Source organism: Pauljensenia sp. UMB10120 (assembly GCF_030212035.1).
Taxonomy (GTDB): Bacteria; Actinomycetota; Actinomycetes; order Actinomycetales; family Actinomycetaceae; genus Pauljensenia; species Pauljensenia radingae_A.
This window is the reverse complement of record NZ_JASODH010000006.1, coordinates 70,292-88,247: the sequence shown is the minus strand read 5'-3', so window position 1 is coordinate 88,247 and position 17,956 is coordinate 70,292. Positions and strand designations below refer to the sequence as shown.

18 protein-coding genes are annotated in these 17,956 nt (G+C 61.3%); 9 read left to right on the top strand and 9 right to left on the bottom strand.

Annotated elements, in window-relative coordinates; genetic code table 11:
• The first annotated feature begins 22 nt into the window (after positions 1 to 22).
• Positions 23 to 832, top strand: a complete 810-nt coding sequence (locus tag QP093_RS07160; protein ID WP_257525587.1) for a glycosyltransferase family 2 protein — start codon at positions 23 to 25, stop codon at positions 830 to 832.
• Here QP093_RS07160 and QP093_RS07155 read toward each other — a convergent pair.
• The 4 genes from QP093_RS07155 to QP093_RS07140 all read right to left on the bottom strand — a co-directional run bounded on the left by QP093_RS07155 (position 756) and on the right by QP093_RS07140 (position 4,457).
• On the bottom strand, positions 756 to 3,056 hold the full coding sequence (locus QP093_RS07155) for a heavy metal translocating P-type ATPase (protein ID WP_285015924.1): 2,301 nt from the start codon (positions 3,054 to 3,056) through the stop codon (positions 756 to 758). The genes QP093_RS07160 and QP093_RS07155 overlap by 77 nt on opposite strands.
• Positions 3,057 to 3,064: 8 nt before the next feature.
• Positions 3,065 to 3,304: a heavy-metal-associated domain-containing protein gene (locus QP093_RS07150; protein WP_058237501.1), complete on the bottom strand. Its 240-nt coding sequence runs from the start codon at positions 3,302 to 3,304 to the stop codon at positions 3,065 to 3,067.
• 11 nt (positions 3,305 to 3,315) lie between these two features.
• Complete coding sequence (locus QP093_RS07145; protein ID WP_058237500.1) at positions 3,316 to 3,597, bottom strand: metal-sensitive transcriptional regulator; 282 nt, start codon at positions 3,595 to 3,597, stop codon at positions 3,316 to 3,318.
• A 125-nt stretch (positions 3,598 to 3,722) separates the two neighbouring features.
• The gene (locus QP093_RS07140) at positions 3,723 to 4,457 is read right to left on the bottom strand and encodes a transaldolase family protein (protein ID WP_285015923.1); all 735 of its coding nucleotides are present in this window, start codon (positions 4,455 to 4,457) and stop codon (positions 3,723 to 3,725) included.
• Positions 4,458 to 4,536: 79 nt separating this feature from the next.
• Here QP093_RS07140 and QP093_RS07135 point away from each other — a divergent pair, with 79 nt between their 5' ends.
• Together QP093_RS07135 and QP093_RS07130 are read left to right on the top strand one after the other, a co-directional pair.
• Complete coding sequence (locus QP093_RS07135; protein ID WP_285015922.1) at positions 4,537 to 5,955, top strand: alpha/beta hydrolase family protein; 1,419 nt, start codon at positions 4,537 to 4,539, stop codon at positions 5,953 to 5,955.
• On the top strand, positions 5,942 to 6,472 hold the full coding sequence (locus QP093_RS07130; protein WP_285015921.1) for a hypothetical protein: 531 nt from the start codon (positions 5,942 to 5,944) through the stop codon (positions 6,470 to 6,472). Before QP093_RS07135 ends, QP093_RS07130 begins: the two co-directional genes overlap by 14 nt.
• A 12-nt stretch (positions 6,473 to 6,484) precedes the next feature.
• Here QP093_RS07130 and purB read toward each other — a convergent pair whose 3' ends face one another.
• Complete coding sequence (gene purB, locus QP093_RS07125; protein ID WP_285015920.1) at positions 6,485 to 7,939, bottom strand: adenylosuccinate lyase; 1,455 nt, start codon at positions 7,937 to 7,939, stop codon at positions 6,485 to 6,487.
• A 128-nt stretch (positions 7,940 to 8,067) separates the two neighbouring features.
• Between purB and QP093_RS07120 the strand changes: the two genes are divergently transcribed.
• The 3 genes from QP093_RS07120 (at position 8,068) to putP (ending at position 11,568) form a co-directional block, all read left to right on the top strand.
• Positions 8,068 to 8,589: a gluconokinase gene (locus QP093_RS07120; RefSeq protein WP_285015919.1), complete on the top strand. Its 522-nt coding sequence runs from the start codon at positions 8,068 to 8,070 to the stop codon at positions 8,587 to 8,589.
• Between the two features lie 12 nt (positions 8,590 to 8,601).
• A complete protein-coding gene (locus tag QP093_RS07115; protein ID WP_285015918.1) occupies positions 8,602 to 10,011 on the top strand; it encodes a GntP family permease in 1,410 nt (469 codons plus the stop codon).
• Positions 10,012 to 10,080: 69 nt separating this feature from the next.
• Positions 10,081 to 11,568, top strand: a complete 1,488-nt coding sequence (putP, locus tag QP093_RS07110; protein WP_285015917.1) for a sodium/proline symporter PutP — start codon at positions 10,081 to 10,083, stop codon at positions 11,566 to 11,568.
• On the opposite strand, the gene QP093_RS07105 is transcribed toward putP, so the two are convergent.
• On the bottom strand, positions 11,565 to 12,341 hold the full coding sequence (locus QP093_RS07105; RefSeq protein WP_285015916.1) for a fructosamine kinase family protein: 777 nt from the start codon (positions 12,339 to 12,341) through the stop codon (positions 11,565 to 11,567). The genes putP and QP093_RS07105 overlap by 4 nt on opposite strands.
• A gap of 255 nt (positions 12,342 to 12,596) precedes the next feature.
• Entirely contained in the window at positions 12,597 to 13,481 is an 885-nt protein-coding gene (locus QP093_RS07100) for an ABC transporter ATP-binding protein (protein ID WP_285015915.1), read from the bottom strand.
• 159 nt (positions 13,482 to 13,640) lie between these two features.
• On the opposite strand from QP093_RS07100, the gene QP093_RS07095 reads away from it, so the two are divergent.
• A complete protein-coding gene (locus QP093_RS07095) occupies positions 13,641 to 13,868 on the top strand; it encodes a hypothetical protein (protein WP_285015914.1) in 228 nt (75 codons plus the stop codon).
• A gap of 9 nt (positions 13,869 to 13,877) precedes the next feature.
• Positions 13,878 to 15,533: a hypothetical protein gene (locus tag QP093_RS07090; protein WP_285015913.1), complete on the top strand. Its 1,656-nt coding sequence runs from the start codon at positions 13,878 to 13,880 to the stop codon at positions 15,531 to 15,533.
• On the opposite strand, the gene QP093_RS07085 is transcribed toward QP093_RS07090, so the two are convergent.
• Positions 15,534 to 15,917: a phage holin family protein gene (locus QP093_RS07085; protein WP_285015912.1), complete on the bottom strand. Its 384-nt coding sequence runs from the start codon at positions 15,915 to 15,917 to the stop codon at positions 15,534 to 15,536.
• Positions 15,918 to 15,955: 38 nt separating this feature from the next.
• Complete coding sequence (locus QP093_RS07080) at positions 15,956 to 16,804, bottom strand: YwiC-like family protein (RefSeq protein WP_285015911.1); 849 nt, start codon at positions 16,802 to 16,804, stop codon at positions 15,956 to 15,958.
• A gap of 105 nt (positions 16,805 to 16,909) precedes the next feature.
• Between QP093_RS07080 and QP093_RS07075 the strand changes: the two genes are divergently transcribed.
• Complete coding sequence (locus QP093_RS07075; RefSeq protein ID WP_285015910.1) at positions 16,910 to 17,920, top strand: bile acid:sodium symporter family protein; 1,011 nt, start codon at positions 16,910 to 16,912, stop codon at positions 17,918 to 17,920.
• Positions 17,921 to 17,956 lie beyond the last annotated feature (36 nt).

Below are 17,956 nucleotides of genomic sequence, written 5' to 3'. Positions count from 1 at the left end.
AAGTCGGAGTAAAGTTGTGGGCGTGAACGATTCGGGACCCCAACGCGTTGCCGCGATCATCTGGGCGCACGACGATGCTCATGACATTGCCTCCACTGTCCGTTCATGCCGCGCCATTCCCGCAGTCGACCTGCTCATAGTCGTCGATGACGGCTCCACTGACGAAACAGGCGCGCACGCGCGAATGGCAGGTGCCGTCGTTGTTCGACACTCAGTGCCGCGCGGACGCGCATCTGCGATGGAAACAGGCGTGAAAGTCGCAGCGATGCGTGACCGCGCCGACTGGCCACCACGCCTCCTGCTCTTCCTCTCATCCGACCTGGGCGAATCAGCCGTCGAAGCCGCCGTGCTGGTCGAAGCAGTGATGACCGGGATGGCGGACTGTGCCTGCGCCAGTGAGAAATCCAGTCGCCGCCTGCCCGCCGCACGGATAGCGCGTCGAGCCATCCGGCGCGCAACAGGGTGGGCACCTGAATCGCCCATGTCCGAAAATCGCTGCATCACGCGCGAAGCGCTGACAGCCATCATGCCTTTCGCCAACGGGTACGGGCTGGAACCCGCGATGACGATCGACCTGCTGATGCAAGGGTTCACCATGGTGGAGCTGCCGTGCGCATTCGTCCACTTGGGTGGAGATCGCACCCTCGGTGAACTCAACAAACCACAGCAGCTGATCGATACGCTGGTGGCGCTGACCGAACGCGGGCCACGCGTGCTGACGCGTTCGCCTTTGAGGCGCTCCGAGAGCCGCGCGTTTAAGCTGGGTGACCCGTATCCGCATCGGGCTGACGAGACCCCAGGGCGCGAATCCGACGCAGACGAAGAGAATTAGTCACCACGCACACCGATGACAACGCCATCGCGCCGGCTGCGATCATCGGGTTGAGCAGTCCTGCGACAGCCAGCGGAATGGCAGCCACGTTATAGCCGAACGCCCACACCAGGTTCTGCCGGATGACGCGCAGTGTCCGCCGTGACAGGTCGATTGCGGTGGCGGCTGCGCGCAGATCCGAGGACACCAACGTGATGTCAGCAACCTGGATCGCCACATCTGTTCCGGATCCCATCGCCATACCCAGCCCGCGATGTCCCGCCTGAGCGAGCGCCGCAGCGTCGTTGACGCCATCACCCACCATCGCCACAACGCGTCCCTCATCCTGCAGGCCCTTCACGACATCGCGCTTGTCATCCGGCAACACATCAGCGATCACGTGGGAAATGCCGACCTGGTCGGCTACCACGTCAGCAGCACCCTGATTGTCGCCGGTCAGCAGGATCGGCTCAATATCCAAGTTGCGGAACAGGCCGATTGCCTCAGCTGACGAGTCCTTCACCTGGTCACGCAATACGATCACACCATGCACCTGCGCCCCGGTCAGTGGTGCGTCCAGCTGGCGGCCAATACTCGGCGCAGACGGCACGGCAGTCTCACTGGCGCGCGAGCGCACACGCGCCTGGTACCCGGCAGCTTCCACAACGTGCACCAACTCATCGTCTCCGTGGTCGCGGGTGAGCAGAATCGACGCGCTTTCGGTCGCCAGGTTCACGTGTGCCTCGACTCCATCAAGTTTGCCCAGCTTGCGTTCCACACGATTCACACACGACGCGCACGTCATTCCGCCCACCGCCATGTCAACACGGACCGGGCTCTCAGCGTCGCTTTCGTCGGCGTGGATTGTCGAGGGCGACTCATCCCACCCTGGAACGCTGGCCACCACGATGGGCGTTGCGCAACGGGATCGGGCAGTGCGCACGATGTCCTCGGGAATACTGATACCCAGCTCCGTGAACCACTCGGGCCTGCCCACCAGGGCCAAACCTCCATCAATCAGGGCAGATACACCCATGCCGGAATGGTTGACGAAGCGGCGAGTCACGACGGGCGTGAGCGAGCGGAACTGCGCGGCGCGCACGATTGAGCGCGCCATCGGGTGCTCAGAGCGCGACTCGATACCGGCTGCGAGGGCGAGCGTGACGTCGGGATCGCTTGACTCGACGTGTTCGACGGCCAGGTTGCCGGTTGTGACCGTGCCGGTCTTGTCCAGCACAATCGTGTCAATCTTGCGGGTTTCTTCGAGGATTTCAGCTGAGCGGATCACGATGCCCAGCTGGGAGGCGCGCCCTGAGCCGACCAGCAGGGCGGTGGGCGTGGCCAGTCCCAGCGCACACGGGCAAGCCACCACGAGCACGGCAACGGCGGCGGTGGCCGCGGCCTGAACGTCACCGGAAAAGATGAGCCAGCCGATCAGTGTTGCCGCGGAAATCGCAAGCACGACCGGCACGAAAACCGAACTGATCGTGTCGGCCAGGCGCTGGATCGGTGCCTTCGTGGCCTGAGCTTCGCTGACCATGCGACCGATTTTGGCCAACGCGGTGTCGGATCCAACTCGGCGGGCTTCCACTTCCAGAGCGCCCCACGTGTTGATCGTGGCACCTGCGACATCGTCACCGGGAGCAACATCGCGCGGAACGGACTCACCGGTCAGCATCGACGTGTCAATGGCGGATTCGCCTGAGATGATGCGTCCATCGGTTGCGATGGATTCGCCGGGACGAACCTCGAAAATGTCTCCGACCTGCAGGTCGGTGCTGTCGACGTCCTCGCGCGTCCCGTCAGGCAGAATGCGGTGCGCTGTTGTGGTGCCCATTGAGAGCAGTGAGCGCAGCGCGTCGCCGGCCCGATGCCTGGTGCGCGCCTCCGCATAGCGCCCGATCAGCAGGAACAGGACGATCACGCAGGCGCCCTCGAAATAGAGCATCGCGGATTCGCCGCCCCACAGCAGTGCCCACAGGCTCCACACAGTTGAAGCGGTCACGCCCAGGGACACCAGGGTGTCCATTGTTGTGGTGCCGTGGCGCAGACCCTGAATGGCTGAGCGGTGGAAGGGCCACGCGCCCCATGTGACGACAGGTAGTGACAGGATGGCCACGACCCATTGCCAGCCCGGAAAATGCAGGCTGTGGAACATGGAAACGGTGGCAACGACCAGTGTGGGCGGTGCGGTGACGATGAGGCGACGCCTGAGGTCTTGTGCGCGATCCAGCGTGCTGCGCATATAGCTCCTTAGAAGTCTCGCTTGATTTCAGTCAGCGTGTATCCGGCCTCGCTGATGGCATCTTTGAGGGCGTCGTCATCTACGCCGGTCTGCGTGTGGACGGTGACCAGTGAGGTCTTGTTGGCCTTGAGAATGACCTCCACGTTGGATACGCCTTCGACCTCTTTGAGTTCTTCGGTGACGGATGCGACGCAGTGGGAACAGGTCATGCCGTCGACATAGAGTTCAACAGTTCGATCGAGTGCCATGATGAGTCCTTTCAGGATTTGACGAGCCGTGCGATCGCGTTGATCGCTTCGGTGATTTTTTCTTCGCCTGCTTCGTGAGAGTGCTTGGCGGCGTCGAGGACGCAGTGGCCCAGATGGTCGTGAACGAGGCCGAGGGCGACTGAATCAAGGGCGCTTTGAATGGCAGATATCTGCGTGAGTACGTCAATGCAGTAGTCCTGCTCCTCGACCATGCGCTGGACGCCGCGCACCTGACCTTCGATACGGCGAAGCCGGGTGAGGTACTGCTGGGTTGATGCCGAGTATCCGCGCATTGAGGTCTCCTCTCAGGTCTACCAGCACGAGAATACCCCTAGGGGGTATTAGTGTCAAGGGGTGCGCCGATAGTAAAACGCGCGCCACGACCACTGACGGTCACGGCGCGCGTGAAGGAAAAAGGTTACAGCTCAGGCTGCGCGACCTTGAGCGACTGCTGGTCACGCTGGTGAGCCAGAGCAATCAGATCACTGAAGGTCTCCTCGCCGCCGACCTGGCGGGCAAAATCAGCATCCTGAGCGGCGATCGCCACATCCGTGATCGGGTTGGCCACCAACGCAGCCAGCACGGACGGAGCGGCAGTGATCGCGCCGATACCGGCCTCAACCAGGCGCAGCACCTGATCGGAGTTCTTGAAGGAAGCGGCCAGCACATCCGCATGCAGGTGATGGGTGCGCAGGATCTGATGAATTTCGGTTGCTACACGCACACCGTTGATACCGAAGTTATCCATCCTGTTCACATACGGCGCAACATAGCGCGCACCGGCCTGAGCAGCCATGAAGCCCTGCAGGGTGGAGTGGACGCCCGTTGCCGTGACCGGGATACCCTCCGAGGCCAGCATGTTGATCGCGGCGAAGCCTTCATGGGTGACCGGAATCTTGACATGCAGGTGCTTGCCGAACTCCGAGCGCAGCGCGCGCCCCTCGGCCACCATGGATTCGCGATCATGGGACACGACCTGCACGTGCAGCTGCGAGCCTTCCGGCAAAACCGAGTGGATTTTACGGAGAACCTCCAGCGGGTCGCCTCCCTCGTTCGCCAGAATGGTGGGGTTCGTAGTCACGCCGTCGATGGGAAGGTAATCGAGAGTCTCACGAATGAGGTCAATATTGGCGTGATCGATCAGAATGAGCATGATTCTCCTTGAATTCGTAGCCTGACCCCATTGTACGATTCGGCAGGCATCAATAAATGGGACGTGCCAGACTACACATATGGGTCGCAGCGAAGACAGGTGGTATCCACTCAAACGTGTGCCGCAGTCTTATCCGCCGACCTACGTGCGCATGAAACTCGTGCCGATGATTCCGGCCATTGCTCTGGCAGCCGGTGCCGACTTGCTCTCCGATGCGCGCTTCGTGCCGAAGGATGCACAGAAAGTGCTGAGGGTCGCCTCCGAGCGCATGGGGTCGGAAATACTTGAACGCTTCCAGCGGATCTTCTTCGATGAACCGGGCCTGGACACGCTTTTGGTGCGGGCAGGAGCCGCTGCTGCGCGCCGCGTGGCCGACGCTGGCCGACTGTATCTGAAGGCGCGGATCGCCACGCACACCGACTGCGACGGCCGAGCGCGCGCCATGCTGCCATTGGTTCCGCGTCGCGGATATGAAGCGTTGATGGTGATCGCACTGACTGTTGGCACAGCGACCGGATATTTTCGTGGCGGAGCGGTTCACACTGCGGTGATCCTCGATAGTGACGACGGTACGCCGACCGTTCCGCCCGGCCACCCCACACCGCAACTGCGCAGAACGCAGCCACCCTCGTCACTGGGTGACATCGCCGCCGACATCGACGACATGTACTACTGCGGGTCGATGGGGCAGATGGTCAAGGTGGTGCGCGTGGGCGAGGGCGACGCGCGACGCTGGATCGTGGCCATCCCCGGCACCATGCACCTTGACCCGACATCGACTCCGAACCCTGCCGACACGGAATCGAATATCCGCGAAGTCCTCTTCCTGCCTTCAGCCGTGCGGATCGGAGCGGTCAAGGCGGTGCATGAAGCGATGCGACGCAGCGGCGTGGACCAGGATGACTGGCCGGCCGAACGCGTCTTGATCTGCGGCCACTCTCAGGGCGGCATGGTGGCAGCAGCCCTGGCGTCGATGGACCCGGATGAGGCGGGTATGCGCGTGAGCGGCGTGATGACGATGGGATCACCATGCCGGCGCATCAAAATTCGCCCCGATGTGACGATGGTGTCGATTGCTCACGACCAGGACGTGATTCCAGCCCTGGACGGCACACCCGCACTGACCCCCGACCAGCGGGTGACGATCCACCGAACCCTGGTGCGGCCGCGCCAGTCACCCCTGTACTACGCGCATTCATCGACGATCTACACCGACACGGTGCGTCTGCTGGAGCGGCGAGCCAGCGTCGTGCGACACGGCTACCCCTCGGAATGCGTGGACCGCCTGCAGGAATTCCTGCCGCGCGAGGGGGAATCCGTGCACACCACATTCCATGAGGTGTGGCAGGACGTACTCGAAACCGTCGAAGAGTCGACGTGGGACCAGTACGTCGTGCTCGACGCACCCGAATCTGACCTGGTGGGCAGTGACTGGCAGTGGCAGCCCAACCCATTGATCGACTTTTCAGCGTTGAGGAGGACACATGCGCAGGCGTAAAGGAAAAGGCTCACCCACCCCCGTCAATAAGGGGCATGGACGAGGGCGACGCGGCCGTCTGCCACAGATCGACAACCCTGTGCTGATCAGTGTGCTCACCGCCGGAGCGCGGGGGGTCAGCGCCGCGCTGGATGTTCTTAAACCGCCGAAACGGGCGGGTCGAGGGGAGCGCGTGCAGCAGTGGCTGACTGAGCGCATGCCGGACATGATGGGAGCGCACCTGTCGTTGGATGTGCGTGTGCACGAAGGGTTCGGCCGTTCACCTCTGATTGACATGCGCATCGTGTGTGATGACGACAGTGAAGATCAGGCGCGCCAACAGCTCGAGGATGCGGTGCGGTGCGCATGGGACAACCCGGAGCTGGCTCCCGTGGCGGTGCGCGCCTGCGTCACGGATTCAGCAGGCGAAGTGCGATGCGACGTCACCAGTGTTGGATTCAGCGAGGAAACCGCGACACCCTCGGCCCTGTATGCGCGTTTCGGCGCACCCGACGCTGACCCGGCCTGGCGGCCGTAAACCGTGGGCGGACTACTCCCAGCCCGCCATCTTTTCGGACTGGCCAATGTAGGTGGCGGGGGTCAGGTCCAGGAGGCGCTGTTCGACCTCACCTGGCAATCCCAGGCCGGCGATGAATGTGCGCATTTCGTCGGCGCCGACTGTGTGCCCGCGGGTGAGCTCCTTGAGGCGCTCATACGGGTTGGTCATGCCGGTTGCGCCCGCAATGGAAGCAGCGCGCATCGCCTGCTGGACGGCTTCACCCAGCACAGCCCAGTTCTGATCCAGGTCAGCAGCCATGCGCTCACGGTTGATGTCCAGTCCGGCCAGGCCGCGCACCAGATTATCCAGTGCCAGCAGCGAATGTCCGAAAGCGACACCGATATTGCGCTGCGTGGTTGAATCCGTCAGGTCGCGCTGCATGCGCGATGTCACCAGTGTGGCCGCCAACGTGTCGAAGAGCGCGCACGAAATCTCCAGGTTCGCTTCGGCGTTTTCAAAGCGGATCGGGTTGACCTTGTGGGGCATGGTGGACGAGCCGGTAGACCCCTGGGCAGCAAGGTTCTGGTGGAAGTAGCCCATCGAAATGTACGACCAGCAATCCGTCGCCAGGTTGTGCGCGATGCGGTTGAAACGGGCGACGTCCGAGTACAGCTCGGCCTGCCAGTCGTGCGATTCGATCTGCGTGGTCAGCGGGTTCCATGTCAAGCCGAGGAACTCGACGAATCCCTGAGCCAGCGCCGGCCAGTCGGCATCGGGAACGGCCACCATGTGTGCCGCCCACGTGCCGGTCGCACCATTGATCTTCCCGAGGTATTCGGTTTTCTCAATGCGGTCGATCTGACGGTTCAGGCGGTGAATGAAGACCGCCATTTCCTTGCCCATTGTCACGGGAGTGGCGGGCTGACCGTGGGTGTGTGCCAGCATCGGCGCGTCGGCACCGTCGCGCGTAACGGCACGCAGTGACTCAATGAGCTGGCGGGCTGCCGGTAGCCACGTGTGTGTGACAGCCGCGGCGACAGTCAGCGCGTACGCGAGGTTGTTGATGTCTTCGGAGGTGCAGAAAATGTGGACCACTTCGTGCAGGTCCGGCAGACAGGTGGAATCTCCCAGCTCGTCTGGCGCCTGATCCAAGTGCTCTTTGATCAGGTATTCGACCGCTTTGACATCGTGGCGCGTTTCAGCTTCGATGCGGGCGAGACGATGAATGTCTTCCGGCCCAAAATCGACGGCCAGGCGGCGCAGATAGGCGCGTTCCGCATCGGTCAGTGTGGGAGCGCCGGGCAGAACCTCGTGGTCCATCAGGTAGATGAGCCATTCAACTTCCACATGGACGCGCGCACGGTTCAACGCTGCCTCAGACAGCGTGTTTGCCAGAGGGGCGACGGCTGCGCGGTAGCGCCCATCCAGAGGGGACAGGGGTGTGTCCACCGCAAGGTCGGTATAGCCGGATTCCGGATTGAAAAGAGTTGACCACGTATCGCTCATGGCCTTATTCTACGCAATCGCACCGAATCGACGTATTGCCCGCAATACACACGTTTAATCGTTGCAAGAACAGTAGAATCAGTAGGCTAGTTCTGAACGATTGTTCACAGACAATGGGGTGGAGGAAGATGAGTAACGAGGCAGTGCACCTGGTGTTCATGGGAGTTGCCGGATGCGGAAAGACCACTGCAGCTCAGCAGATGGCCGACTTCCTGAAATGGCCAGCAGCCGAGGCGGATGATTTCCACCCCCAGGCGAATATCGACAAGATGAGTGCGGGCACACCGCTGACCGATGAGGACCGTTGGCCGTGGCTGCGTACGATACGCGACTGGATGAGCGATCACGCCAGTAAGGGACAATCCACGATCGTCACCTGCTCCGCGTTGAAACGCAGCTATCGTGACCTGCTGCGCGAATCGCAAGGACGCGTCTTTTTCGTGCATCTGACAGTGCCGGAAGATGTCATCCGAGAGCGCATGGCGACCCGTGACCACTTCATGAAGCCCAATATGCTGCCTTCACAGTTTGCCACGCTCGAAGACCTCGAAAGTGACGAGGACGGCATAGTGATCTCAGCGCTGGGAGATATCGACGAGACTTTCAATGCCACAGTGAATGCCCTGCGCGAGCAGGGTCTGATTGATTAAGGGGCCAAACCGATGAATCAGATTCTCATCCCCATGGCAGGAGCCGCGGACGGTGTGCAACACACGGACAGTGTGGCGCAGCTGCTGGTAGCGGCACTGGCCGGTATCGCCACGATCATCGTGCTGATTGTCTGGCGCAAAATGCACCCATTCCTCGCGCTGACACTCGGATCCGCTGTCCTCGCATTGATTGCAGGCATCCCGCTGACCGACACGTTCACCGCATTTACCAAGGGCGTCGGATCCACCGTCGGTGGCGTGGGCGTCCTGATCGCATTTGGCGCCATCATCGGCAAGCTCCTGATCGACTCAGGCGGCGCTGACCAGATCGTTGACACTGTCCTTGAAAAGACAGCTCCGCACCGCTTGCCGTGGGCTATGGCACTGGTCGCCTTCGTCGTCGGTATCCCGCTGTTCTTTGAAGTCGGCATCGTGCTGCTGATCCCAGTGGTCATGCTCGTTGCGCGCCGCGCCAAACTGCCGGTCGTAGCGGTCGGGATTCCTGCACTGGCTGGCCTGTCGGCACTGCACGGACTCGTGCCTCCGCACCCCGGGCCACTCATCGCGATTGACGCACTGAATGCGAATATCGGCATCACACTCGGCCTGGGCCTCCTCGTCGCTGTGCCCACAGTCATCTTTTCCGGCCCACTGGCGGCGAAAGTGATGGTCAAGTGGGTGCCGCGCGAAGCCACCAGTGTCCTGGGCGATGCCTCTGAAACCGAAAAGCGCGAAGGGCACCGCCCATCATTCGGTGTGGCAATCTCCGTGGTTTTGATGCCCGTGATCTTGATGCTGCTGCGCACCGTGGTCGAAATGGTGATGATGGGGCACGAGGACTCCATCATCTTCAAACTGCTGACATTCGTCGGTGAACCGATCGTGGCGCTGCTGCTGACCGTGCTGTATGCGATTGTCGTTCTGGGGCGCATGAGCGGTCGCACCACACAGGAAGTCACCAACATCGTGGGCTCCTCGCTGGCCCCGGTCGCATCCATCCTCCTCATTGTCGGTGCGGGCGGCGGTTTCAAGGAAACGCTGGTCGAATCCGGTATTGCCGAGGTCATCGCCCAGTGGATTGAGCAGATGGGAATGCCGATCCTGATCGCCGGCTGGCTGGTGGCAGTCGCCGTGCGTCTGGCCACGGGTTCGGCCACAGTTGCCACGATCACCGCTGGCGGCATCATGGCACCTATGGCAGCCGACATTTCTCCCGTTGCCGCTGCACTGCTGGTGCTTGCCATCGGCGCCGGATCCGTGTTCCTCTCACACGTTAACGACGCTGGATTCTGGCTGGTCAAGGAATACTTCGGCATGACGGTGGGTGAGACGTTCAAAACGTGGTCGCTGATGGAAACGATCCTGTCGGTGGTCGCGTTGCTGTGCGTCATCGTTATCGCCATCCCACTGGGAGCCTTCTAGGAGACGACTACCTCACATCATCACGTAGCCTGATGCTGTTCTTTTCCCTCGAGACCGAAGGGGGCCATAATGAGTGAAATGACGTATCAGGCTATCGCGATGATTGTGTATTTCGTCGTCATGATTATGCTCGGCCTGCTGGCCTACAACCGGACGAGCAATCTTGACGACTACATGTTGGGTGGCAGGTCGCTGTCCCCAGGTGTGGCAGCGTTGTCGGCCGGCGCATCCGACATGTCGGGCTGGCTGCTGATGGGTTTGCCTGGCGCAATCTACGCGACAGGTCTGATCAACGGCTGGATCGCGGTTGGCCTGACGATCGGCGCATGGCTGAACTGGAAGTACACAGCTCCTCGGCTCAGGTCATACAGTCAGGTTTCCTCCAACTCGATCACTGTGCCGTCGTTCGTGTCCTCGCGCCTCAAAGACCCTCACAACGTGATCCGCATCGTCGCCGGCCTGGTCATCATGGTGTTCTTCACCTTCTACGTGTCATCAGGCATGGTAGCCGGCGGCTCGTTTTTTGAATCATCCTTCGGTATGGATTACCGCCTGGGCATGACACTGGTGGCCGGGATCGTCGTGCTCTACACCCTGGTGGGCGGCTTCCTTGCAGTATCGTGGACGGACGTTGTTCAGGGCCTCATGATGGTGGGTGCGCTCATTCTGGTACCGACCGTGGCGATTATTCACGTCGGCGGCTTCAGCCCGATGGTGCAGACCATCAATCGCGTGGATCCCACCATTTTGCATCCATCGGGCGGGACGCTGAGCACGACGGCCGTGATAGGCATTATCTCCGCACTGGCATGGGGGTTGGGCTACTTCGGTCAACCCCACATCATCGTGCGTTTCATGGCGCTGCGCTCAGCCGCAGAAGCAAAGGCTGCGCGTCGCATCGGCATCGGCTGGATGGCTCTGGCAGTCATCGGCGCAGGTATGACTGCTCTGGCAGGTGTCGCCTACTACCAGCACGACGAATCACAGCTGCCGAATCCCGAATCCGTCTTCATCACGCTGGGACAGCTGATGTTCCACCCCCTGATCGCCGGGTTCATGCTGGCCGCCATTCTGGCGGCGATCATGTCAACAATTTCATCGCAGCTGCTGGTCACATCCTCGGCAATCGTGGAGGATATCTACAAGGCACTGTCCAAACGAGACCTGTCGGAAACCAACGGCGTGCTACTGGGACGCCTGGCCGTGGCCGCCGTGTCCGTACTGGCAGCGGTGCTGGCGTGGAGTCCCTCGGACACGATCCTCGGCCTGGTGGCCTTCGCGTGGGCAGGTTTTGGTGCATCATTCGGACCGATCGTGATTCTGTGCCTGTACTGGCGCAAACTCACCTGGCAAGGCGCATGCGCCGGCATCATCGTCGGAGCCGTGACCGTGGCCGTGTGGGGCAACCTGTCAGGCGGCATCTTCGACCTGTACGAAATCGTCCCCGGATTCGTGTTCAACCTTCTGGTCAGCGTCGCAGTGTCGATGGCAACCTATCGGCGCAACAATGAGATCGACGCCGAGTTTGATGCCGCTCTGGACGGATTGACGGCTTAACCCACCCAGTGCCGCGCGATCGCGAGCGTTTCGGGCACGTAGGAGCGTCCGAACAGCTCGCAGTGTACGACGAGCATATGCAGCTGATGCAGTGAAATGCGTTCGCGCCAGCCGTCAGCAAGGGGCGATTCCTCGTCGTAAGCCGCCCAGATCCGCTCCACGAAGGGCGCGCCGAATACGGCAAGTGCCGCCAGGTCTTCCTCCGCATGACCGCCCTGAGCAGCCGGGTCGATCAGCGTCGCACCGTTCGGGGTCCACATCACGTTGCCCGACCACAGGTCCCCGTGCGTGCGGGCCGCAGGCGTTGTGACCAGTTTCGGCTGGTCATGGTCGAGGGCGCCGCTTTCAAGCCTGGTGCACAAAGCTTCGAGTGTGGCGCGCTCATCTGCGGTGAAGGCTTTGGCTTTGAGGTACGGGCGGATTCGATATTCGGCGTAAAACTCGCCCCATGACGTAGGTGCTTCGACTTTGGACAGGAGCGGCAGGGGTGTCAGACCCATCCATCCCTGAGCGTCCTCTTTGGCCGGTGGCGGCGCACCCAGATTCGGTGCGCCGGCCGCATGTGTGTGGGCCAGTGCGCGACCAAAATCCTCGGCAGTCTGCCTGGTTGGCCGCGTCGTTTCCAGCTCGGGTTCCTCCAGCCATGTCGTGCCGTAATCGCTCACCGGCACAACGGGCGCAGCCTGGGGTGGCGTGTTAGCCAGCCACTTGAGACCGGCCACCTCGTACAGGATCCTGCCTGGTCGCTGATCACTCTTGCGAAAAGTACCCATGCCCCCACCGTACAATCAGAACGAGACACTGTTCATCTGTTTTTCGAGGAGCGCACTGTGGCGCAACAGCACCCACAGCTATGCCGCTAGGAGTGGCTCGACCTCACCGGTCAGTGGCTCTTCGCATACGATGATGAGGATCGCGGCCTGAGCGAGCATTGAGAGCGCCCTCGTGACAATCCGGCTGAGATCTTCGATCGCACAATCACCGTGCCGTACCCGCCCGAATCTGAAGCCTCCGGCATCAATGACCCGTCATTTCACCCGATCTGCTGGTACTACCGCGCGTTGACGGACGCTGAGATCAGCGCGGTGCGCGGGTCCGGGCAGCGTGTGATCCTCAACTGTGGAGCAGTCGACTACCAGGCACACATGTGGGTCGACGGCAGCGTTGTGCTCATCGAGCTTGCGGATCTCGTAAGGTTCCCGCACGAAGGCTTGGACCACGCGGTTGCCTTCGATGTTTTCCTCCACCATCGAATTGAGACGAGCCAGGGATTCACGCATCGACAGGAAGAGGGGGCGCGCATGTTTGGCCAGCTGACGGGCACAATAGGCCAGGAACGGGGTGATGACCAGCAGGGCCAGCGCGAGGCGCCATTCGATCGTGAACATGACGGCCAGTGAGCCGATGAACAGGCACACGCAGTCGACCACGTTGTAGGTCACCCACGACAGGAAGTGCCGGATCGCGTCGGTGTCTGCGGTCAGGCGGTTCATGATGTCGCCGGTGCGCGTGTGGTTGAAGTACGTGAAATCCAGCGAATGCAGTTTTTCGTACTGGTCGGACACCAGGCGGTAAATCGAGTTCTGTCCGAAGCGTTCCATCAGCATCTGGTAGCCGTAGCGGGCGCAGGTGCGTACAAGCGTCACACCCACCATCGCGCCGCACAGGGGCAGGAGCTGATCGAGGTGGCGGTCAACGATGACGAGATCCACGATCATTCCCGCAAGGATCGGGACCAGCATGATCAGGATCTTGTCGACGACGAACAGCACCAGTGCGGCAAGGACGCGCGGAACGTCGGGGCGGCAGTAGGGCGCAATCCACCTGAGGTTCGAAGCGTTGGTGTTGGATGTGGGATCGACGTACATCCGGTCATCTCCCGAAGAAAAATCATGCGCGTGGGGTGACCACACTGTATCCAATCATTCGGTCAAGTGCGAATGGTGGAGCGGAGAGGTTTTCCACAGGTTCGCGCGCCTCCCCTCGCCAATCCACAGGCGGCCGAACGGCATGCGCACGAGGCGATGAGGCTGGCTACCGTGACACCGTCATTGATGTGAAGGAGGCAGCATATGAGTGGCGAAATCGACGCGGTACTGAGGAGCTTGTGGAGCGTGAGCGAGGACATGGATGGGCTTGTCGCAACCCTCAGCGCCATCAAATGTCCCAGTTGGCAAGGACCCACTGCGGACCTGGCGCGCCGGGAATTCAACGCCGTTGTGGCGGATGCGATGTGGGCGCAACAGGTTGTGGGCGATGCGGCACGCAACTCCGTATTGATGTGTCCGGTTGGGGGATAGGAGGAACGCGTGAGTGAGCAGAGCGTAGATCCAGGCTTCTATGACTCCGTTGTCACCACCAGCGCACACACCAGTGTTGACACAGATGAGCTGATCGGAGCGGCACTCGGCGTGATGATGGCGAAAGAGACGGCGCAGAACTGTTATGCGAATCTGATGGTTATTCAGCTCATGGCGTCCTCGGCCGTCATGCTGGGGGTCGACTCCGGCCGCCTCATCGGCGCGGTGGAGGATGCGATGACTGCTGTGAGTGCGCTCGTTGTGCGTCTGGAATCTTTGAGTAACCGCCTGACCGCAGCGGCAATGAAGTATCTCAGTGCAGAAGGTGATGCCCAGCGTTTTGTCACCGCACGCATGCTGCTGGTGGACGGGCGAGTGTCGTGGACACCGCTTTCGCCACTGACAACAGGGCTGACAGCGGGGCAAGTCTACGGGTATGCGAATGAATTCAGCGGCAAGATGCACAGCGACCCTACCCTGGGATACCGTGTCGAATTCGACATGGCGACGTTGGGGACGACAGTGAATTCCCTGTCCACCAGAAGGGATCTGTACGGTTTCCGTCCCGATGCCGGTCAGCAGGCATGGTGGGGCAGTCCGCGCACTCAAACCGTTGACGCCGCACGCGTTGCCAGTCAGCTCTTCTTCACGGTCGGGCAGCGCGCGACGGGACCGCTGGCAGGCCTGCAAATCACCACCTCGCAAATCAGTGACGCGGGAGGATCGGGGCGTCCCCAGCGATCCTCGCAGATCCGTGTCGTTGATCCGAGCATCCCGAAAACAGGTGTGGCTGCATTGGCGGGTGTGCCGCCGCTGTGGTTGACGGCGCGAAGTGCGGTGAATGCGTCGAGTCGAGCCAGCGACGTGAGCGTATCCAACAGGTATGCGCCAACTCCCCGCCTACCCCGCACCGTACCGACGCCTCGCAGTGGTAGTGAACTGTTGGGCCGCGTCAGTCAGCTTGAAAGCGGCAGCGACACGTTCGGCCAGCTTGAGATCCTCAAACATGAAACGCCGCAGCCCGACGGGTCGACAAAGCGATCATGGTCAGTCGTCGTGCGCGGTACGCAAAAGTGGACACCCGGACAGACCAACCCGCAGGACATGCTCAGCAACTTGCAGGCGGTCGGCCATGATAATAACGACCTGAGTGCTGCAACCCTCGAAGCGATGGACATGGCGGGGATCGCACCCGACGAGCCCGTTGAATTCGTCGGACACTCCCAGTCGGGTATCACAAATACGCAGCTCATTGCCGACCCGGACACGACGCGCAAGTACACCGTCGTCTCCAGTCTGACCGCCGGGTCTCCGACAGGAAATTACGTCATGCCCGAGGGCGTCCACACCCTGTTCATGGAGAATACGCGCGACATCGTCCCGCCTCTTGACGGCTCCCCCAACATGGATGTCAACGATGCGGTGACTGTTTCCTTTGACGGCGACCTGGTCGGACCGCTGGACGGGGAGGGGCTGGACATCACGCCGCACGGCCTGGAACCGTACACCAAAGCCTTCGACGCCTTGAATGATCCGTCAGCGTATGCGGCGCCCCCGGAAGTGCGCGAATGGTCCAGGCATCGCGAACAGTCACTGCACCTGAGCGATAAGACTGTGACAACCTCGCAGCTGTTCAACACTCGCCGCATCTTTGCAGATGAATAGCTACGACTCTGACCTGCGTGGCAGCGCGGCGACAACAAGAGCGGAAATAACAGCCGTGATCAGACCCGCACCCACTGCCGGCCAGAAGCCTCCAACCGTGAAACCAAGATTCGCCTGCTCACTGAGCCATCCTGTCAGCATGAACATCAACGCGTTTGTGACCAGTGCGAACAAGCCGAAGGTGAGGATATACAGCGGGAAGGTGACAACCTTGACCAGTGGGCGAACCAGTGAGTTCACCGCCGTGAAAATCAAAGCCACCAGAATCATCGTGCCCAGAGATTTCCACACCGACGCTTCGGGAGCAAAACTCACGGAGCTGATGATCAGGGTGGACACCCAGATTCCGACCAGATTGGCAAGGGAATGTACAAGAAACCTCATAGGTACATCGTCTCATGATGCCTGCCGCCAGACCACCGCTAAGGCGCCACCATGAGGGAAGCTCCCACAGCCACCATGACGACCAGTTCGGCCAGCCCGATGTATTTCACGGCGATCGTGGTGCGCTGATGCTTCCACGGCATGAAAGTCGCCCTCGTGAATGCGAGCGCGAAGGTGCAGGGTACGAGCCAATGAAGCTGCCCGGCCGCAGCTGCCCACGCAGTCCCGACGACAGTCAGCGCATGCCAGATCACTGAGGCGACAATCCAAGTGGGGTTTCCGCGCTCGCGGATCAGGCAGCGCACATGCAGAACGGACCCGACCAGCACTCCGGCCAACGCTGCCCACGCGCACCAGGCCTGAGGCCACAGCTCGCCGCCTTGCCAGGGGAACCAGTGTGTGCGCCGGAAAGCGGTCGAGATATCCACCGCAACAGGACACATGAACACAGAAGCAAATACCTGCGACAGTCGCGCGAGTATGGACCGTTGGCGCCGTCGCAGACTCTGCACCAGCGCGATCGCGATGAGGGGTGCGAAAATCGGTGCCCACGACAGCAGTTTCGGGGCGCACAGGACCGACGCTCCGCCCAGGAGGACGGTGCTTACGGCCCACGTGCCTGTGGCCGCTGCGAAACGCTGACGCTTGGGGGAGCGGATCCACCAGCTTCCCGCAGAAAACAACATGAACGCCACCATCCACGCAGCCAGAACCAGCAGGTGAAGAGGGCGCCAGCCTCCGCGCGTGGCACCGACCAGGAAAGGCAGCAGCGCCATCATCCACGAGCCGTGCTGGTCAGGCAGCCAGCCGGTGCGCATGAGTGCGCGCACGCGCGAAGAAGAACGCGGGCGTCGGATGCGCGGATGGTCGGTTGGGCGGCTCGTCATGACGATCAGTGTACGGAAGTGGCGCACGTGGTCGCCATATGGACACTTCGGCCAAAAGGTGAGATGCCGAATCATCTGTGGCATGCGGTGGAGCACTGTACATCTATGTCCCATGAACACAATAATGAGAGCACTACCAACGTGCTCGACTCCCAGCAGGATCACTCATCGGCACGTCTGAATCCGGAGGACCGCTCGGCTCGCCGCGCAGCGACCGTTTTCCCGCTCATCATCATTATCGCCTTCATCGTGGGACTGCTGATTCCCGGGCCAGCGGCGCGCCTGGCAGGAGGCGTCAACATTGCGCTCGCCGTCATCATGTTCGGCATGGGCCTGACGCTGACGGCATCCGATTTTGTCCTGGTCGTCAAGCGTCCGCTCCCCATCATCGTCGGTGTGATTGCACAGTTCGTCATTATGCCCACACTGGCCGTCGTCTTGACGAAGGTATTCAGCCTTCCGCCCGAACTTGCCGTGGGCGTCATCCTGGTGGGATGCGCGCCGGGCGGCACTGCGTCGAACGTGATTTCCTATCTGGCCAAAGGTGATGTTGCATTGTCCGTCGCCATGACATCCGTGTCGACTCTGCTTGCGCCGATCATGACTCCGCTGCTCACGCAGTGGCTGGCCGGCCAATACCTGCCTGTTGACGCGTGGTCGATGGCGAAGACGATTGTGCAGATCGTCCTTGTGCCGATTCTGGCCGGCCTGATTATTCGACGCCTGGCAGAAAGCGCCGTGCAGAAAGTGCTGCCGTTCCTGCCGTGGGTGTCTGTCCTCGGTATCTCATACGTGCTGATCGCTGTTGTCGGTAAGTCAGCTGATCGCATTGTGCATGCTGGCCTGTTCGTCCTCCTCGTCGTGATGCTGCATAACGTCCTCGGACACCTGCTGGGATACTTCGCAGGGCGGGCCACCGGAGGCGGAGAGCGTGTTGCCCGCACCACCTGCATCGAGGTGGGCATGCAAAATTCCGGTCTGGCCGCAGGCCTCGCTTCCCAGTTCTTCACTCCCGAATCCGCTTTGCCGGCAGCCGTCTTCTCCGTATGGCACAATCTGTCCGGCGGAATCCTCGCCGCTTTCTTCCGCCGCCGCAGCCTTGGCGACGTAGACTAAACAAGCATCGACGAGGGCGACCCCATCCGGAAAGGA

Bases quoted from the DNA above. Each gene is read 5' to 3' on its own strand.
- QP093_RS07155 (WP_285015924.1), bottom strand. From the start codon at position 3,056: ATGCGCAGCACGCTGGATCGCGCACAAGACCTCAGGCGTCGCCTCATC.
- QP093_RS07150 (WP_058237501.1), bottom strand. From the start codon at position 3,304: ATGGCACTCGATCGAACTGTTGAACTCTATGTCGACGGCATGACCTGT.
- QP093_RS07145 (WP_058237500.1), bottom strand. From the start codon at position 3,597: ATGCGCGGATACTCGGCATCAACCCAGCAGTACCTCACCCGGCTTCGC.
- QP093_RS07140 (WP_285015923.1), bottom strand. From the start codon at position 4,457: ATGCTCATTCTGATCGATCACGCCAATATTGACCTCATTCGTGAGACT.
- QP093_RS07135 (WP_285015922.1), top strand. From the start codon at position 4,537: ATGGGTCGCAGCGAAGACAGGTGGTATCCACTCAAACGTGTGCCGCAG.
- QP093_RS07130 (WP_285015921.1), top strand. From the start codon at position 5,942: ATGCGCAGGCGTAAAGGAAAAGGCTCACCCACCCCCGTCAATAAGGGG.
- purB (WP_285015920.1), bottom strand. From the start codon at position 7,939: ATGAGCGATACGTGGTCAACTCTTTTCAATCCGGAATCCGGCTATACC.
- QP093_RS07120 (WP_285015919.1), top strand. From the start codon at position 8,068: ATGAGTAACGAGGCAGTGCACCTGGTGTTCATGGGAGTTGCCGGATGC.
- QP093_RS07115 (WP_285015918.1), top strand. From the start codon at position 8,602: ATGAATCAGATTCTCATCCCCATGGCAGGAGCCGCGGACGGTGTGCAA.
- putP (WP_285015917.1), top strand. From the start codon at position 10,081: ATGAGTGAAATGACGTATCAGGCTATCGCGATGATTGTGTATTTCGTC.
- QP093_RS07105 (WP_285015916.1), bottom strand. From the start codon at position 12,341: ATGGGTACTTTTCGCAAGAGTGATCAGCGACCAGGCAGGATCCTGTAC.
- QP093_RS07095 (WP_285015914.1), top strand. From the start codon at position 13,641: ATGAGTGGCGAAATCGACGCGGTACTGAGGAGCTTGTGGAGCGTGAGC.
- QP093_RS07085 (WP_285015912.1), bottom strand. From the start codon at position 15,917: ATGAGGTTTCTTGTACATTCCCTTGCCAATCTGGTCGGAATCTGGGTG.
- QP093_RS07080 (WP_285015911.1), bottom strand. From the start codon at position 16,804: ATGACGAGCCGCCCAACCGACCATCCGCGCATCCGACGCCCGCGTTCT.
- QP093_RS07075 (WP_285015910.1), top strand. From the start codon at position 16,910: ATGTCCCATGAACACAATAATGAGAGCACTACCAACGTGCTCGACTCC.